15 protein-coding genes are annotated in these 16125 nt (G+C 61.2%); 10 read left to right on the forward strand and 5 right to left on the reverse strand.

Features of this window, described 5'->3' with window-relative positions; translation table 11 throughout:
* The coding region (locus ACR0KW_RS20640; protein ID WP_480806679.1) for a COG4223 family protein at positions 1 to 1117 on the forward strand (1117 nt) is incomplete at its 5' end.
* A gap of 10 nt (positions 1118 to 1127) precedes the next feature.
* On the forward strand, positions 1128 to 2672 hold the full coding sequence (locus ACR0KW_RS20645; protein ID WP_480806680.1) for a heme biosynthesis HemY N-terminal domain-containing protein: 1545 nt from the start codon (positions 1128 to 1130) through the stop codon (positions 2670 to 2672).
* Here the strand turns inward: ACR0KW_RS20645 and ACR0KW_RS20650 are convergent.
* From ACR0KW_RS20650 to ACR0KW_RS20660, 3 genes are read right to left on the reverse strand one after another with little or no spacing between them, the layout of a single operon-like run.
* Positions 2669 to 3703: an ABC transporter substrate-binding protein gene (locus ACR0KW_RS20650; protein ID WP_480806681.1), complete on the reverse strand. Its 1035-nt coding sequence runs from the start codon at positions 3701 to 3703 to the stop codon at positions 2669 to 2671. The genes ACR0KW_RS20645 and ACR0KW_RS20650 overlap by 4 nt on opposite strands.
* On the reverse strand, positions 3700 to 5091 hold the full coding sequence (locus tag ACR0KW_RS20655) for a sensor histidine kinase N-terminal domain-containing protein (protein WP_480806682.1): 1392 nt from the start codon (positions 5089 to 5091) through the stop codon (positions 3700 to 3702). The genes ACR0KW_RS20650 and ACR0KW_RS20655 overlap by 4 nt, the downstream gene beginning before the upstream one ends.
* Complete coding sequence (locus ACR0KW_RS20660) at positions 5084 to 5755, reverse strand: response regulator transcription factor (protein WP_170404646.1); 672 nt, start codon at positions 5753 to 5755, stop codon at positions 5084 to 5086. The genes ACR0KW_RS20655 and ACR0KW_RS20660 overlap by 8 nt, the downstream gene beginning before the upstream one ends.
* Positions 5756 to 5903: 148 nt before the next feature.
* Here ACR0KW_RS20660 and ACR0KW_RS20665 point away from each other — a divergent pair, with 148 nt between their 5' ends.
* From ACR0KW_RS20665 to ACR0KW_RS20680, 4 genes are all read left to right on the forward strand, one after another.
* A complete protein-coding gene (locus tag ACR0KW_RS20665; protein WP_480806683.1) occupies positions 5904 to 6872 on the forward strand; it encodes a Bug family tripartite tricarboxylate transporter substrate binding protein in 969 nt (322 codons plus the stop codon).
* A gap of 70 nt (positions 6873 to 6942) precedes the next feature.
* Positions 6943 to 7374: a tripartite tricarboxylate transporter TctB family protein gene (locus ACR0KW_RS20670; protein WP_480806684.1), complete on the forward strand. Its 432-nt coding sequence runs from the start codon at positions 6943 to 6945 to the stop codon at positions 7372 to 7374.
* A gap of 10 nt (positions 7375 to 7384) precedes the next feature.
* On the forward strand, positions 7385 to 8923 hold the full coding sequence (locus ACR0KW_RS20675; protein ID WP_480806685.1) for a tripartite tricarboxylate transporter permease: 1539 nt from the start codon (positions 7385 to 7387) through the stop codon (positions 8921 to 8923).
* Between the two features lie 113 nt (positions 8924 to 9036).
* Complete coding sequence (locus tag ACR0KW_RS20680) at positions 9037 to 9489, forward strand: SRPBCC family protein (RefSeq protein WP_170404637.1); 453 nt, start codon at positions 9037 to 9039, stop codon at positions 9487 to 9489.
* A gap of 20 nt (positions 9490 to 9509) precedes the next feature.
* Here ACR0KW_RS20680 and ACR0KW_RS20685 read toward each other — a convergent pair whose 3' ends face one another.
* Positions 9510 to 10379: an amidohydrolase family protein gene (locus ACR0KW_RS20685; protein ID WP_480806686.1), complete on the reverse strand. Its 870-nt coding sequence runs from the start codon at positions 10377 to 10379 to the stop codon at positions 9510 to 9512.
* On the reverse strand, positions 10376 to 11377 hold the full coding sequence (locus ACR0KW_RS20690; RefSeq protein ID WP_480806687.1) for an ester cyclase: 1002 nt from the start codon (positions 11375 to 11377) through the stop codon (positions 10376 to 10378). Before ACR0KW_RS20690 ends, ACR0KW_RS20685 begins: the two co-directional genes overlap by 4 nt.
* A gap of 160 nt (positions 11378 to 11537) precedes the next feature.
* Here ACR0KW_RS20690 and ACR0KW_RS20695 point away from each other — a divergent pair, with 160 nt between their 5' ends.
* The 4 genes from ACR0KW_RS20695 to ACR0KW_RS20710 all read left to right on the forward strand — a co-directional run bounded on the left by ACR0KW_RS20695 (position 11538) and on the right by ACR0KW_RS20710 (position 16122).
* Positions 11538 to 12611 carry an ABC transporter ATP-binding protein gene (locus tag ACR0KW_RS20695; protein ID WP_480806688.1) on the forward strand — a complete coding sequence of 358 codons (1074 nt, stop codon included), beginning with the start codon at positions 11538 to 11540 and terminating at the stop codon, positions 12609 to 12611.
* Positions 12612 to 12659: 48 nt separating this feature from the next.
* On the forward strand, positions 12660 to 13871 hold the full coding sequence (locus tag ACR0KW_RS20700) for an ABC transporter substrate-binding protein (RefSeq protein ID WP_480806689.1): 1212 nt from the start codon (positions 12660 to 12662) through the stop codon (positions 13869 to 13871).
* A 72-nt stretch (positions 13872 to 13943) separates the two neighbouring features.
* The gene (locus ACR0KW_RS20705) at positions 13944 to 14966 is read left to right on the forward strand and encodes a carbohydrate ABC transporter permease (RefSeq protein ID WP_480806690.1); all 1023 of its coding nucleotides are present in this window, start codon (positions 13944 to 13946) and stop codon (positions 14964 to 14966) included.
* Position 14967: 1 nt separating this feature from the next.
* Positions 14968 to 16122, forward strand: coding sequence for a carbohydrate ABC transporter permease (locus tag ACR0KW_RS20710; RefSeq protein ID WP_170326065.1), 1155 nt, complete (start codon positions 14968 to 14970; stop codon positions 16120 to 16122).
* The last annotated feature ends 3 nt before the right edge of the window (positions 16123 to 16125 follow it).

Below are 16125 nucleotides of genomic sequence, written 5' to 3' on the forward strand. Positions count from 1 at the left end.
AGCCGAAGCCGAAGCCGAAGCCGAAGCCGAAGCCGAAGCCGAAGCCGAAGCCGAAGCCGAAGCCGAAGCCGAAGCCGAAGCCGAAGCCGAACAAGTAGTGGAAGAGCCCGTCGCGGCGGTCGCAGACAAATCCGCCGAACCTGAACAGGAAAAACGCGGCGGCTTTGTGCCGGCCCTGCTGGGCGGAGTACTTGCGGCCGGGATCGGGTTTGCTGCGGGCAGTGCGGGTTTTTTCGGGTCGGGCGAGTCCGACGGACTTGCAGCGCTTGAGGCGAAGCTCAATGAACAGTCCAGCCAGATCGAGGCACTGACGAAATCCTTGGCCGACAGTTCAGACAGTTCCGATGTGGACAGCAAAATCGCTGCCCTGACAGATCAGATCACGCCAATGGGCGCGGAATTGGATGCGGTGAAATCCGGCCTCGATGGGCTGGCGGGCAAGATCGACCCTCTGGCCAGCCGCCTGAGCGATCTGGAAAGCGGTGCGCTGACGCAAGGCGCCTCTCCCGAGACCTCGGCAGCGTTTGAGGCCGAACTAAAGAAACTGCAGGACTCGCTTGCCGCGCAGCGGGCCGAGGTCGAGAAAATGGTCTCGGATGCACAGGCGCTTGAGGCGCAGGCCGCCGCCAAAGCGCAGGCGGCCACAAATGCATCAATCCTGTCTCAGGTGCACAGCCAACTGGACGCGGGACAGCCCTATAGTGATCTGGTGGCCGAACTGACGGCTGGCGGTGTGACCGTACCCGATGCTCTGTCAGCCCCGGCAAAAGAAGGCGTTGCCACCCTGGACACTCTGCGGAACTCCTTCGCGCCTGCGGCCCGAACCGCACTGGCCGATGCGCGAGATGCAGACAATGCCACGGGTCTGGTCGCATTCCTGCAACGCCAGACCGGCGCGCGCTCGGTCACCCCGCAAGAGGGCGACAGCCCCGACGCGGTCCTGTCGCGGGCCGAGGCTGCGCTGGCGGGTGGTGATATTGCTGCCGCGCTGAGCGAACTCAAATCCCTGCCCGATGCGGCCAAGGCGGCACTGGCGGATTGGGAACAGACGGCCCAGACGCGGTTGGCTGCCGTGGACGCCGCAAATGCGCTGCAATCCAGCGTAAACTCGAACTGAAGGACCTGCCATGCTGTGGTCATTGTTAAAGATCCTTGTTTTTGTAGCGATTATCGGCCTGCTGGCCATGGGCGCCATGTTCCTGATGGAAACCAGTGGCGGCGTGCAGATCACGGCTTGGGGTCAGGAATTCACGCTTGGACCCCTGCAATCGGTGATCGCGTTGGGCGTGCTGGTTGTTCTGATCTGGGTTTTCTTCAAGCTGCTGACCCTATTGATCGCAACACTGAAATTCCTCAACGGGGATGAAACCGCGCTGTCGCGCTATTTCGACCGCAGCCGCGAAAAGCGGGGCTATCAGGCGCTGTCCGATGGCCTGATGGCACTGGCCTCGGGCGAGGGGCGCGTGGCCATGAACAAGGCCTACAAGGCCGAAAAGCTGCTGAACAAGCCCGAGCTGACCAACCTGCTAGTCGCGCAGGCGGCCGAGATGAATGGTGACACCAAAAAGGCGTCCGAAACCTACAAGAAGCTGGTCACGAACAACGCCACGCGCTTTGTCGGTGTGCGCGGCATCATGAAACAGAAACTGGCCGAGGGCGACGACGACACAGCCCGCAAGCTGGCCGAAAAGGCGCTGGCGATCAAACCGCGCCATGCCGAGACGCAGGACATTCTGCTGGGTCTGCAGACCAAGTCGCAGGACTGGGCCGGCGCGCGCTCGACCCTGACTGCCAAGCTGAAGGCCGGTCACCTGCCGCGTGACGTGTTCAAGCGCCGCGATGCGGTTCTGGCCCTGTCCGAGGCCAAGGATATTCTGGCCGAAGGCGCAACGGTCGAACAGCAGGAACACGCGATCGAGGCAAACCGCCTGTCGCCTGATCTGGTGCCCGCCGCCGCGATGGCCGCGCGAGCCTATATCGAAAAGGGCAAGCCGCGCGCCGCGACCAAAATTCTGAAAAAAGCCTGGGAGGTGCAGCCGCACCCCGATCTGGCCCATGCCTTTGCCGAGATTGCTCCGGATGAAACCCCCGAGGCGCGGATCAAGCGGTTTACGGCGCTGACACGCATTCATCCCGAGAACCCGGAAACTCGCCTGATTCTGGCCGAGCTGAACATCGTGGCCGAGGATTTCCCAGAAGCTCGCCGGGCGCTGGGCGATGTCGTGGAAAAACAGGCTGATGCGCGCGCCTATACGCTGATGGCGGCAATTGAACGGGGCGAGGGCGCCTCGGACGCCGTGGTGCAGGGTTGGCTGGCCAAGGCACTGAACGCGCCGCGCGGGCCGCAATGGGTCTGTGACAACTGCCACGACATTCAGCCCGAATGGGCGCCGGTCTGTCAGAACTGCGGCAGCTTTGACACCCTCAGCTGGCAAACCCCGCAAACGCCGGAGATCGCAACGGCCACCGGCGTTCACATGCTGCCGCTGATCGTCGGCGCGCTTGAGGACAAACCCGAGCCAGAACCCGAACCCGAGCCGGAACTCGAAATCGAAGAGGTCGAGGAAACGGCCGAACCCGAGGTCATCGAGATGGAGGCGGAACCAGTCCGGCCCGATGTCGAACCGGCGGTCAATGCCGAGGGAGAGCCGGTGGTCGAGAAACAGGCCTAGCGCGCGGTTTCCACGTCAAAGGCGTCGTTCCACAGTTTGAACAGCTCTGCCCGGCGGTTCTGGTCTCGTGCGACCAGCAGCGCCGGGGACAGCGCGATAAAGCGGCGGGCGCTGGGGGGCAGGCCGGTCTCGGCCGCGTCCATCTGGGCCACAAGCCCCGAAGCCGCCAGCAGGTTTTGCGCTTCAGGTGACAGCAGGAAATCCAGAAACCCGGTCGCGGCATCCTTGTTGGCTGCCTGAGCCGGAATCATAAGGGCGCGGGACAGGACCAGCGTGTAATCCTCGGGCAGGATCACACCCACGCCCGGCGCGTCAGCGTTGGCGACGTAAGATCCTAGAACGTTATAGGCGATCAGGAACCGCCCCTCGGCCACGTCGCGGATGATCTCGGAGGAACAGCAGGTCGCCACGGCGTCGATGCGGGCGAAGCCTTCGATCAGGGAACCAAAGGTCGTGGCCTCAAGACTGTCACCATAGGCGAAAAGATACCCCAGACCCGAGGCGGCGATATCGTAAGTGGCCACCCGGCCCCGCAGCAGATCGGGCTGCGTGCGCATCGCGTCCAGCAGGGCAAAGCGGTTGCGAGGCACGTGCTGATCGTCCAGCAACTCCTTGTTATAGGCGATGACCGCAGGTTCGGTGGTGATGCCCCACAGCTCATCCCGCCAGCGCCGTGCGTCCGGCAGGGCCTCGGTTCGGGATGAACGATAGCGGTGGGCACAGGCGGAATTGACCAGCCACACCATCTGCTGAATGGCCGAGGAAAACACTACATCGGCGGGGTTCTGACCGCCTTTGCAGACCGTGCGGCTGTGCTGAAACAGCGCGTTCGAGCTCCATTGTTCGTAGGTGATCACCAGATTGGGGTTCAGCTCGGCAAAGCGTTCCAGGACCGGGGCAATGATGGCGATATCGGTGGTCGAGCGGATCAGCATCGGGTCATTGCCGCCTCCGAAGCTGGCCGTGGCTTCTTGTGCGCGCAGAGCGCTGGGCAGGGCAAACAGAACACAGATCAAAAAGGTGCGGATCATTCCATCCCCCTTGTGACCGGAAAGCTGAGTGCCGCGCGAAACCCGGTATCGTCGCGGTTCATTTCAACCTTGCCGTCAAAAGCCTCGGCAGTGGATTTCACGATCGACAGGCCCAGCCCGCTGCTGTCCTCGCCCGAGCCGGTGGTGCGATTGAACCGGTCCCCGATGTTATCGGCGACGGGCGTGGCGGGGCCGAGACCGTGATCGCGCACCCACAGAATGGCGCGGTTGCCCTCTTGAGCTGCGCCAATGCTGACCGGAGGGTCGCCGTGCCGCAGCGCATTGCCCAGCAGGTTCTTTGCGGCCTCACCAAGGGAAAAGGCATCGGCATTCACCAGCACCGGGGTTTCGCCGATCTCCAGCCGCACCTCGACACCGGGCGCGACCAGTTCGTGATCGCTTTGTTCCAGCACGTCCAGCGCCACCTCACGCAGATCAACAGGACGCCGGGGGGCGCTGTCGATGCGGTGGATTACCATGGCGCGGGACAGCAGCTGATCCAGCAGGGTGCCCAGTGACCGCGTGCGCCTTAGCAACCGATCCAAGGCGCGTGCGCGGGCAGGGGGATCGGGGTCGTCCTGCGCGATTTCGGCCTGTACCCGGATGGCGGCGACCGGGGTGCGCAGCTGATGGGCGGTGTCGGCGATCAGGTTACGCATCGTGTCCACCTGCCGGTCGAGCCGCCCCATGAAGCGGTTCATCGCGTTCAGCATCACCTGCAGCTCACGCGGCAAGCCATCGCTGGTCATCGGTGTCAGGTCATACGGATCGCGGCGGGTGAGGTCGTCGGACAGGGCCTCAAGCGGGCGCAGAGCCGAGCGTGTGACAAACCACGACATGATCAGCAGCAAAATCCCTGCACCGGCCATCGGCAGCAACGCATCACGCATCAGCCCGGCGGTCATCATCTTGCGTGCGCGCAGGGTCTGGCCGACCAGCACTTCAACCTCGCCTGAAAACTCCCGTTCGGCAAACAGTCGGGCCACGCGGACAAAGCGGGCGGGTTCCCCGTTCAGGTCGGCGGTGAAGTAGAAGGGCGCGGTGCCGGGTTGTTGTGGCACCTCAATCGCTGTGTCACGGTCCAGCCCGGTGATGAACGGGCCACCGGGCACCTGTACCGCATAGAAAATCCGGTCATCCGGCGCCTGCGCCAGCAGTTGAAAGGCCGAGACCGGCAGGTCCACAAACGGCTCGCTATCCTGAATGCGCACGGATTCGGCGATATCGTTGGCCGCGCCCAGCAGTAGTCGATCATAGGCCTGCCGCGCCGCCAGCCGCCCATTGGCCCAGATCGACAGCGCCACCAGACAGCCTCCCAATATCAGGATCAGCATCACCGCGCTGAGAACTCGCGCCGTCAGGCTGTGGGGCAGGTGCAGCCTAGCCATCCAGACCAATCCGATATCCCACCCCGCGCTGGGTGGTGATACTGACGGTACTGCCGGTGAACTTTTTGCGCAGGCGGGCGATGTACAGCTCAATCGCGTTCTCGCCCACATCGGCATCCTCGAACCCGTAAAGCGAGTCATAGAGGCGCGTTTTCGACAGGTATTGACCCTCGTGCCGGATCAGCGCGTCCAGCACGGCGGCCTCGCGGGCGGTCAGGTTCAGGCGCTTACCCTCCAATGTGGCGCTGCGGTCCTTGGGGGCATAGATCAGCGGTCCCAGCGTGATCTGCTCGCTTTTGCGGTCAGCGTCGCGGCGGACGAGGGCGCGCAGGCGGGCCTCAAGCTCGCGCTGATCAAAGGGCTTGCCCAGATAATCGTCAGCGCCCTTGTCCAGGGCGGCCACACGATCCTCGACCGAGGTCAGCGCGGTCAGCATCAGCACCGGCGTGCGGTCGCCTGACGCGCGGATTTTGCCAAGGAAATTCAAGCCGGACCCGTCGGGCAGATTGATGTCCAGCAGCATGGCGTCATAGCTTTGTACCGCGCGGAAATCGCGGGCGGATTCCACGGTGGTCGCCAGATCACACACCACACCTGAGCGGGCCAGATGGGCCACGACGCCCTCGGCCAGATCCTCGGCATCTTCGATCATCAAAACGCGCATGACCCCTCCCAAAGTCGAACGCCGGAACTGTGACAGGTTCGTGACAGCATTATTCGGTAAACAGGTACGACCTGCAAGGACATGCGCCTGCGGGGATCGGTTTCGGTTGCTGAAATGCGGCCCAAAAAGACCCAAGGAGGAGACACGAATGAAACTGTTTGGAACCAGTGGCGCAATTGCGGCTGCTGTCTTTGCCCTGTCCGGCGTTGCGGCCAGCGCACAGGAATGTATCGCCCCGGCCAACCCCGGTGGCGGCTGGGACTTCACCTGCCGTCAGGTGGGTAAATCGTTGCAGGATCTGGGCCTGATCGACCAGACCATGCAGGTGGTGAACCTTGCCGGTGGCGGCGGTGGTGTGGCCTTTGCCGAAGTGGTGAACAAACGTGGTGAGGACAGCGAGCTGATCGTTGCGGCCAGTGCAGCCACCGCGACCCGTCTGGCGCAAGGCGCTTATCCGGGTAACACCATGGATCAAGTGCGGTGGCTTGCTGCCATCGGCGCCGACTATGGCGTGATCGCCGTGGCGGCGGACAGCGCGGTCAACACGCTGCCGGAACTGCTGGATCAGATCAAAGCAGACCCGGCCTCGGTGTCGGTTGCCGGCGGGTCTGCCGTGGGTGGTTGGGACCACCTGAAGGTTCTGATCGCAGCCAATGCCTATGGCATCGACGACGTGCGCTCGGTCAAGTACATCGCCTTTGACGGCGGTGGCGAGGCCGTGACCCAACTACTGGCCGGGTCGGTTCAAGCCTTCACCGGTGACATTTCCGAGGCCAAGGGTTTCGTGGATTCCGGCGACATCAAGGTGATCGCAGTGCTGGCACCCGAACGGCTGCCCGGTGAGTTTGCCGATTTCCCGACCGCCAAGGAGCAGGGCGTTGACGCCATCGGCGCAAACTGGCGCGGCTTCTACGCTCCGGGCGGCATGACCGATGAGGCTTATGGCGATTGGGTTGGCAAGATCGGTGATCTTTACGCCTCGGACGAATGGAAAGAGGTGATGGCCGCCAACGGTCTGGCCCCGCTGGACTTGCAGGGGGCTGCCTTCCAGGACTTCGTTGCTGAATCCGTGGGTCAGATCCAGACGATCTCGAAAGAGATCGGGATCATCAAATAACCACTCACAGCGATCCGGGCACCTAGCCGTGCCCGGATCATTAGATTTACCCGAACAATAGGAGACACCGATGAGTGACCGCATCTTCGGGGTCGTCGGACTGCTACTCGCCATCGGATTTGCCTTTTCCGCTTTGGCGATCGAAGAGAGCTTTCTGTCCGATGCCGTCGGACCCAAAGCCTTCCCCCTGATCATCGCCGCTATTCTGGGCCTTTCGAGCATCGTCATTGCCCTACGCCCCGACACTGAACCCGAATGGCCCACGCTGAGCCGTTTGGTCGAGGTTGGCGCCGCCGTGGTGATGATGATCCTTTACGCCGAGCTGCTGCCCGAGATTGGCTTTGTCATCGCCACCGCCTTTGCCGCCACTTACCTGGCCTGGCGCCTGGGCTCTGGCCCGATCGAAAGCGTGCTGGTGGGCATCGGTACGTCCGTCGGCATCTACGTCATCTTCCATCTGGTTCTGGGCCTGTCGCTGGCCCGTGGCCCGCTGGGGTTCTGAGGAATAAGACATGGAAACTCTTGCATCTTTAGGAGACGGTTTTGCCATCGCGCTGACATGGCAGAACCTGATGCTGGCCCTGCTGGGCTGTTTTCTGGGCACGATTATGGGCGCGCTGCCCGGTCTTGGCCCGTCAAACGGCGTGGCCATCCTGATCCCACTGGCTTTCACGCTGGGGCTGGGGGCGACGCCGTCGCTGATCCTGCTGACCAGTGTGTATTACGGGGCAATGTATGGGGGGCGGATCTCATCAATCCTGCTGAACATTCCCGGAGACGAACCGGCCATGATGACCTGTCTGGACGGGCATCCCATGGCGAAAAAGGGCTTTGCCGGTGAGGCGCTGTCGCTGTCCGGCATCGCATCCTTTGTCGGTGCGTTTCTGGCCACATGGGGCCTGATCTTTCTGGCTCCGCAGCTGGTGAAAATCGCACTGCTGTTCGGACCGGCTGAATACTTCGCCCTGTTCGCGCTGGCCTTCATGACGCTGGGCGGTGTGTCCTCGACCAACCAAGCCAAATCCGCCTTCGCTGCCGCGCTGGGCCTCGGGTTGGCCACCATCGGTGTGGATACCCAGACCGGTGTGCCGCGGTTCACCTTTGGCGAGGTGCATCTGTATGACGGGCTGGACTTCCTTGTCGCGATCGTCGGTCTGTTTGCCCTGTCCGAAGTGTTCATTTTCCTTGAACACCGCCATGGTGGATCGGATGCCGAAGGCCGCAAGCTGAATATCGGTCGCCTCTATCCGCCGATGACGATGGTCAAGAAATGCACGCCGACCATGCTGCGGACCTCGTTCCTTGGCTTTATCGCCGGGGTTCTGCCGGGGGCCGGGGCTTCTTTGGGCTCGTTCATCTCTTATTCGATGGAGAAACGGCTGGTCGACAAGGAAAACACCTTCGGCACCGGTGACCCACGGGGCGTGGCCGCGCCTGAGGCTGGTAACAACGCCGCCGCTGGTGGTGCTTTGGTGCCGATGCTGGCGCTGGGCGTGCCGGGGTCGGGGACAACGGCCGTGCTGCTTGCGGTTTTGCTGGCGCTGAACATCACACCCGGTCCGCTGCTGTTCACGCAGAACCCGGATGTGGTCTGGGGCCTGATCGCCGCGCTGTTCATCGCGAACTTCATGCTGCTGGCGATGAACATCCCGATGGTGGGGCTGTTCACCCGCGTGCTGATGATCCCCTCGCGCATCCTGATGCCGATTGTGGCGATGGTCAGCTTTGTCGGCATCTACGGCATTTCGGGGTCGAGCTTTGACCTGCTGGTGATGATCGGGTTTGGCGTGATGGGCTGGGTCCTGCGCAAGCTGGACGTGCCGCTGGTGCCGATCATCCTTGGCACGCTGCTGGGCAACTCGATGGAGAACAACCTGCGCCGTGCGGTGACCATCGACAACGGCAACTGGTGGACCCTGATCGACAGCCCACTGTCCATCGCGCTGTGGGCCATCGCCATCATCGGTTTTGTCTTGCCCCTGATCGTGGGCGCACGGGTCAAAGCCAAGATGCACCAGCGCCGGGATGAGGAAGGCGCGATCAGCGACTGATAAACCGGGCGCCGCCGGTCGGGGATTGGCGGCGCCGAAACAGACTCTGGAAAGATGCGCCGGAACCTGTAACTTTGCTGAACAAGGCAAGTCACTGATCAAAGGAAGCGCGCATGGACCTGAGTGATGAAATCCGCATCTCGGCACCGCGGGATGTCGTGTATCAAGCCCTAAACAACCCTGAGATCCTGCAGGAGTGCATTCCGGGCTGCGAGGAACTGACTCAGAACGCGCCCGATGAGCTTGCGGCCAAGGTTGTGCTGAAGATCGGCCCGGTCAAAGCCAAGTTCGCCGGTGAAGTCACGCTGGACACCTCCAACGCCCCTGATGGGTTTTCTCTGTCCGGCGAAGGCAAGGGTGGGGCGGCGGGCTTTGCCAAAGGCGGGGCCGACGTGACGCTGACCGAAGACGGGGATGAGACGGTGCTGTCTTACACGGCCAAAGTCGATGTCGGCGGCAAGATCGCCCAGTTGGGCAGCCGTCTGATCTCGGGCACCGCCAAAAAGCTGTCGGGCAAGTTCTTCACCCGGTTTGGCGAGATCGTGTCCGAGCAATCGGTGTCCTGACCCTCAGGACACCCAGCCCTTTACATGTGATAGAACTTCTGCGCGGTGCGCCCGAAAACCTGATCGTGATGGGCATCGGGCACCAATGCTTTGTGTCTGGCGATCAGATCCGCGTAACTGGATGACAGGCTGTCGACCGGAAAATTAGACCCGAACATGCAGCGTTCAGGCACAAATTGGGTCAGGCAGGTCTCGACGATGGGTCTGACGCTGTCGGTGCTCCAATTGTGATCGAACATGCCGAGGCCCGAGAGTTTGCAGGTGACCTGCGGCAGTGTCGCAAGCGATTGCAGCGCCTTGGCCCAGCCTTCCAGTCCCTGTGCGGATCGGTCATGCGGCGACCCGGCATGACACAGCGCCACTTGGGTTGCTGGTGCCTGATCCAGAACGGCGGTAGTTCGTTCCATCAGTTCGGGCAACAATTGCAGGTCAAAGGACAGGCCACGATCGCCCAGTTGTTTCAGCCCGGCCAGAAACTTGGGGTTGTCCAGCAGGTCATTGGTGCCCGATAGCTGATCCTCACCCGGGGCGCGGCCGATGATCTGGCGCACGCCACGCAGCGAGGGCAGGGTTTGCAACCGCTCCAGCTGTTCGGTCAGGTCATCCGCGGTCAGGTCACAAAAGGCGACCTGCGCCAGTGGCCAGTCGGGGTATTGGTCGGCGACGGACTGCACCCATTGCGCCTCGGCCCATGGATCGGCGGCGCCGACCTGAATGTGGACTGAGGCAGTAAACGCGGCGGCCTCGGCATCTTTGCGGAATTCAGGCAGCAGATAGTCGCGCTGAATCGGAGAGGGGTCGCCAAAGAACCGCACCGCGCCCTTTTCCATCAGCCACGGATAGTTCACCGCGTTCAGGTCCCATAGGTGGTGATGCGCATCGATCCTCATGGTGTTTCAATCCCTGTTGTGCGGGCCAGAATATCGACGCCCTGCTGTTTCCAGAAATGCAGAAGGTCGATGAAAATCCAGTTCTCGGCCAGCTTGTCGCCCGCGCGGCGGTAGATGTCGATCACCCGGAATTCACCGGGTTTGCCGGTGGCGGGCATACCCATGAACCCACCTGTCGGCACGGCGGTGAAATTGGGCCAGCCGAAGAAACCGCCGTAATGCCCCTCGGCCAGACGGCAGATATGTTTGGTCTTGGAGCGGTCGGTGAACCCGGCGCGGAACGGGCCGGAATGCTGCTTGGCATAGCGTTCGATCGTGTAGGTGGCGCCGATCCCTTCGGGGCCCCACCAGATCATGTCGTCATGCCATGTGCGGGCCAATTCGTCCTCAAGCGACAGGCCGCTGTTCCACTGTCCAAGGTCCGAGATCATGGCGTTGATCGCTGCCAGCGTCTTGCGGCCTTCTTCCTCGGGCCGGTCTTCATACAGCAGACCGTCATGGGTCAGCGGCCCGGGTTGGATCAGATGTGCTGCGGTTTGCGGCGGGAACGGGTTTTGCCCCGCCTGCACCATCAGATGCGGGATGTCGAAATACATCGCTGTTTCGGCAATCTTGCCGTCCGCGATCCGGTGAAATTCGCAATAACGCAGAAAGGCCATCTTGCCGGTGGGGCGAATCCCCAGCCATGGGGCGTCGAACAGGCCCATCAGATGGCCCATCGAAACCACCCAGACATCCGCGCCCTGTTCCAGAGAGTTGGTGCCCGCGAAAAACACATCCTGACGGCGTTGCATCCGTTTCAGGCTGGATTTCAGCGGCTGCCAGAATATCCTCGCCACCGAATCCGCACCGGTGATTTCATCGAACGGATGAAAGCCGCGCCACAGCAAATCGTCGGCACAGAACTGCCCAAAGACGTCAGGCAGATTCGTTTCGCTGGATGAATTGAGGGCCTCGTAGAACGAGGAGACGAGTGTTTTTTCTTCCTGAAAGCTCACGTTTGCACCGTTTCGTTGATGGCTTGCTTTGGATTTAAGCGATTGAGAATCGCGGGTTAAGGATTTTTTGCATACGTATGCAAAAAAGTCTTGCCAGAAATGATTACTGAAGAATACAGTTTTGCAAACGTATGCAAAGCGAATCCTTGCAGGGGGCACCATGGCGGAAATTCAACTGCGCAACGTCGGCAAACGCTGGGGCAACTTTGTCGGGGTTCACAATTTCGACCTGACCATCGCGGATCGCGAGTTTCTGGTGCTTCTGGGCCCGTCAGGCTGCGGCAAGACCACCACAATGCGGATGATCGCGGGTCTGGAAGACGTCACCGAGGGTGAAATTCTGGTCGATGGCAAGGTGGTCAATGACCTTGAGCCCAAGGACCGCGACGTGGCGATGGTGTTCCAGAGCTACGCGCTCTATCCCAACATGAACGTCTATGAGAACATCCGCTTTCCGCTGAAAGTGCGCGGCATCGATCCGGCGACCCATGATGAAAAGGTCCGCCGTGCCAGCGCGATGGTTGAGTTGGACGAGTTCCTGCACCGCAAGCCCGCGGAACTTTCGGGCGGTCAGCGGCAGCGTGTAGCTTTGGCCCGGGCCATTGTCCGCGAACCCAACGTGTTCCTGATGGATGAACCGCTGTCCAACCTCGACGCCAAGCTGCGGGTTTCGACCCGAGCGCAGATCAAGAACCTCAGCCACGAGCTGGCGGTGACCACCATCTATGTGACCCACGACCAGATCGAAGCCATGACCCTGGCCGATCGCGTTGTGGTCATGAAAAAAGGTGTGGTTCAGCAGGTCGGCAGCCCGACCGAGATTTATGACCGCCCCGCGAATACCTTCGTGGCCAGCTTCATCGGTTCACCGGCGATGAACCTGATGGATGGTCAGGTCTCAGCCGGCGTGTTCCGTGCCGAACATGTTGAGATTCCGGTCGATGCGCCGGATGGCCCGATGACGCTGGGCTTTCGCGCCGAGGATGCCAGCCTTGCCGAAGGGCAGGGTCAGATCACGGCTCCGATCTATTCGCTGGAGCTGCTGGGCGACGCGACCATGATCTCGGTCCGGGTCGGTGGTGCACTGGTGTCAGTCAAGGCCGACAAAGCCTTCCGCGCCGAAATTGGCGAGATGGTCTCGTTCTCGGTGCCGACGGAAATCTGTCACCTCTTTGAAGCTGAAAGCGGTGCGCGGATCGGGGAGCAATCCCACAAACAGCCCATTCGGGCATAACAGCGGTCCGGACGTCGACGACGGACCGATCCTGACAGGGAGAAACGCATGAAACTCAAATCACTCTTCATGGCAGGCGCCATGTCCCTCGCAGCAACCGGCGTATGGGCCGAATGTGCGTATGAAAACGAAGTGCCACTGAAATCGCTTTCGGCTGGTTTCGAGGCGTGGAAAGCCGTCACCGACGCGATGGCCGAATGCGGCAACTTCAGCGCTTCGCTGGATCAGGAATTCCGCGAAAAGCAGCCCGAGGCCTTTGCAGCGAACCCGTCGCTGTATCAGATCGGTGGCGTTGCCAACGAGACCATGATCCCGCTGCTGAACGCAGGCTCGCTGCGCCCGCTGGATGATCTGGTCGAGAAATACGGTCAGGACCTGCTGCCGAACCAGCTGATCAAGGTGGACGGCAAGGTTATGGCGATTGCCATGATGGTGAACGCGCAGCACCTGATGTATCGCAACGACGTTCTGGCAGATCTGGGCATCGAAGAGCCCAAGACCTATGACGACGTTCTGGCCGCCGCTGCCAAGATCAAGGAAGCCGGCGTCATGGAGTACCCGATCGGCGGGACCTTCAAGACTGGTTGGAACCTGGCTCAGGAATTCGTCAACATGTACATGGGCGAAGGCGGACAGTTCTTTGGCGAAGGCAACATGCCCTCGATCAACAACGAACAGGGCGTCAAGGCGCTTGAGACCATGAAAGCGATGACCGAGTTCATGGACCCTGAATATCTGGTATCCGACTCGACCTACGTTCAACAGCAGTTCCAGCAGGGCAAGATCGCGATGGCGAACCTGTGGGCCAGCCGTGCCGCGGCGATGAACGACGAAGCCGAAAGCCAGGTTGTCGGCAAGGTTACCATGGCGTCGGCGCCGATGGGTGCGGCTGCGCCTTCGACCACCATCTGGTGGGATGGTGTCGTTCTGGCTGCAAACATGAGCGACGAAGAAGCGGATGCCGCGTTCCGTCTGATCTTGGAAGGCATCGACGGTGACATGGTCAGCGCCAACAACGACGTCGCTGTCTGGCTGAGCCCCGCCTACACGCCGGGTGAACTGGCAGCCGGTGCCGCAGCGTCGGCAGAAAACGGTGCCAAGGCGTATCCTGCGTCGGCCCCGATGGGCGTTCTGCACAGTGCGCTGGGTAATGGTCTGGCCGACTATCTGACCGGTGTAAAAGACGCATCGACCACTCTGGCCGATATCGAAGCCGCTTATCTGACTGCTGCGAAAGAAGCAGGTCTGGTCAACAACTGATCCTCCCGGGGGGAGGGTTCCGGCCCTCCCATCCCCTCCTGATCCCTCGAGAACCATGAGAAAGGCAGAGCCATGAATTTCCGGACATTTGCCGCCTTTGTTGGCCCCTCTGTCTTTATGATGCTTCTCTTCATCGCTTTCCCGCTGGTCAGCGTGTTCAAGCAGAGCTTTTACATCACCCAGCCGATCTATGAGACGGTCGAGGTTGAAACCTGCACCCCCGGTTTCCTGACCCAGACCTGCGTGACCGAGCTGAAATCCCAACCGAAACTGGACGAACACGGCACGGTCATCACCCAAACGCAATATGTGGGGCTGCAAAGCTATCGCAACGTTCTGGAACCCGAACGGGCCTGGCGTGCGATCAGCGAAGGCAGCCTGAGCGTTTTGTCCACCATCAACTTCTGGAAGGCGCTGCGGTTTACCCTGACATTCACGCTGATCACGCTACCCTTGGTGATCGTCTGCGGGTTGGGCATTGCGGTTCTGATCAACAACGCGGCGCGGGCGATCCGCGGGCCGGTGATCTTTATCTCGCTGCTGCCCTTCATCATCACGCCGGTGATCGGGGTGCTGTCGATCAACTGGCTGTTCCGCGGTGACGGTATCCTGACCGCGCTGCTGGAATGGTGGCTGAACCGCGATATCGCCCTGTTTGCACAGGCGTGGACGATCGAGATCCTGATGATGCTCTACCGCGTGTGGCATGTCGCGCCTTTTGCTGCCATCGTGTTCTACGCCGGTCTGCAGACCGTCAATCAGGACAGTCTGGAAAGTGCGGTGATTGACGGTGCCACCCGCTGGCAGCGGATGAAATACATCGTCATCCCGCACCTGATGCCGCTGATCATCTTTGTGTCGATGATCCACCTGATGGACGCCTATCGCGTGTTTGAAGAAATCGTCGGTTTCTCGAGCCAGGGCTATGTCATCTCGCTGCAGTGGCTGACCTATGACTTCCTGGTACCCGATCAGGCCGGCAACCGGTCGATCAGCCGGGCCTCGGCCAGCGCCATGCTGACCATGATCGGCATCGTCATCCTGCTTATCCTTCCGCTGCGCCGGACATGGCGCGATCACAAAGGGGGTCACTGATATGTCCTCACGCGCGCTTCGCCAACCGTTCAGCCTGCGACTGACATCCAATGTCTTCCTGGTCTTCTGGTGCCTGGTCGCCGCCTTCCCGATCTTCTGGATCGCGGTGATGAGCTTCAAATCCCCCGTGGATGCTTTTGACAGTAACGCGCTGAATGTGATCTTCGGGCCTGCGACTCTGGCCAAGGGCAACGGTTTGTCGCTGCTGGATATCATTCTGGGCATCGCGGTGATCTGGGGCACGATCATCGTGGCGACCAAGACCTTGCCCTCGATGGTCAAATCCTATTCCAAACCCGGTCAGGAATGGATCGGCTGGATCATCGGAATTCTGGCGGTCGCCGTGGGCTTTCTGGTGGTGTTCTTCGTGATCCTGCCTGCGATCCTTGGCGTGCTGAACCCGCTCTTTGGTCCCTTGGGTCGGGACGTTCTGGGCCTGACGACCGAGCATTACAAAACCGTCTGGATCGATCGCGGTTTTTCCGACAACTTCCGCAACTCGCTGATCGTGACCACCGGGGTTGTGACCGTGTCGCTGACGGTTGGGACGCTGGCGGGCTATGGTCTGGCGCGCTCGGGGTCGACCTTCGCGTTCTGGATTCTGATCGTGGCGCTGGTGTTCCGCGCCCTGCCGCACTCGGTTCTGGTGGCGGGCTACCTGCCGGTCTTCATCAACTCGGCCGAATGGTTGAGCCCGATCCTGGGCGACAATGCCCCAACGCTGTACGGCAAGCCTTTTGCGGTGATCGCGGTTCTGGTTGCGATCAACCAGCCCTTTACCATCTGGATGCTGCGCTCGTTCTTCCAGAACATCCCGTCTGAGCTGGACGAGGCCGCCCGCGTTGATGGCTGCAGCCACTTCCAGGCCTTCCGCCGTGTCATCATGCCGGTGATGTGGCCGGGTGTGATTACCACGGGGCTGTTCAGCTTCTTGCTGGCCTATAACGACTTTCTGGTGACCTCACTGCTGCTGGACGCGCAGAACCAGACCATGGTTCCGGCCATTGTCGGCATGTTCAACCGCGAAACCACCACGACCGATCAGGTTGTCGCCGTGGCTGCCGCCGTCTCGATCACCGCGCCGCTGATCTTCCTTGTTCTGATCTTCCAGCGCCAGATCGTCAGCGGTCTGACAGCCGGGGCGGTAAAAGGCTGATGA

The sequence above is a fragment of the Ruegeria sp. CG11 genome (assembly GCF_056537245.1).

Excerpts from the sequence above, each read along its gene's own strand:
- ACR0KW_RS20645 (WP_480806680.1), top strand. The coding sequence starts at position 1,128 with ATGCTGTGGTCATTGTTAAAGATCCTTGTTTTTGTAGCGATTATCGGC.
- ACR0KW_RS20650 (WP_480806681.1), bottom strand. The coding sequence starts at position 3,703 with ATGATCCGCACCTTTTTGATCTGTGTTCTGTTTGCCCTGCCCAGCGCT.
- ACR0KW_RS20655 (WP_480806682.1), bottom strand. The coding sequence starts at position 5,091 with ATGGCTAGGCTGCACCTGCCCCACAGCCTGACGGCGCGAGTTCTCAGC.
- ACR0KW_RS20660 (WP_170404646.1), bottom strand. The coding sequence starts at position 5,755 with ATGCGCGTTTTGATGATCGAAGATGCCGAGGATCTGGCCGAGGGCGTC.
- ACR0KW_RS20665 (WP_480806683.1), top strand. The coding sequence starts at position 5,904 with ATGAAACTGTTTGGAACCAGTGGCGCAATTGCGGCTGCTGTCTTTGCC.
- ACR0KW_RS20670 (WP_480806684.1), top strand. The coding sequence starts at position 6,943 with ATGAGTGACCGCATCTTCGGGGTCGTCGGACTGCTACTCGCCATCGGA.
- ACR0KW_RS20675 (WP_480806685.1), top strand. The coding sequence starts at position 7,385 with ATGGAAACTCTTGCATCTTTAGGAGACGGTTTTGCCATCGCGCTGACA.
- ACR0KW_RS20680 (WP_170404637.1), top strand. The coding sequence starts at position 9,037 with ATGGACCTGAGTGATGAAATCCGCATCTCGGCACCGCGGGATGTCGTG.
- ACR0KW_RS20685 (WP_480806686.1), bottom strand. The coding sequence starts at position 10,379 with ATGAGGATCGATGCGCATCACCACCTATGGGACCTGAACGCGGTGAAC.
- ACR0KW_RS20695 (WP_480806688.1), top strand. The coding sequence starts at position 11,538 with ATGGCGGAAATTCAACTGCGCAACGTCGGCAAACGCTGGGGCAACTTT.
- ACR0KW_RS20700 (WP_480806689.1), top strand. The coding sequence starts at position 12,660 with ATGAAACTCAAATCACTCTTCATGGCAGGCGCCATGTCCCTCGCAGCA.
- ACR0KW_RS20705 (WP_480806690.1), top strand. The coding sequence starts at position 13,944 with ATGAATTTCCGGACATTTGCCGCCTTTGTTGGCCCCTCTGTCTTTATG.
- ACR0KW_RS20710 (WP_170326065.1), top strand. The coding sequence starts at position 14,968 with ATGTCCTCACGCGCGCTTCGCCAACCGTTCAGCCTGCGACTGACATCC.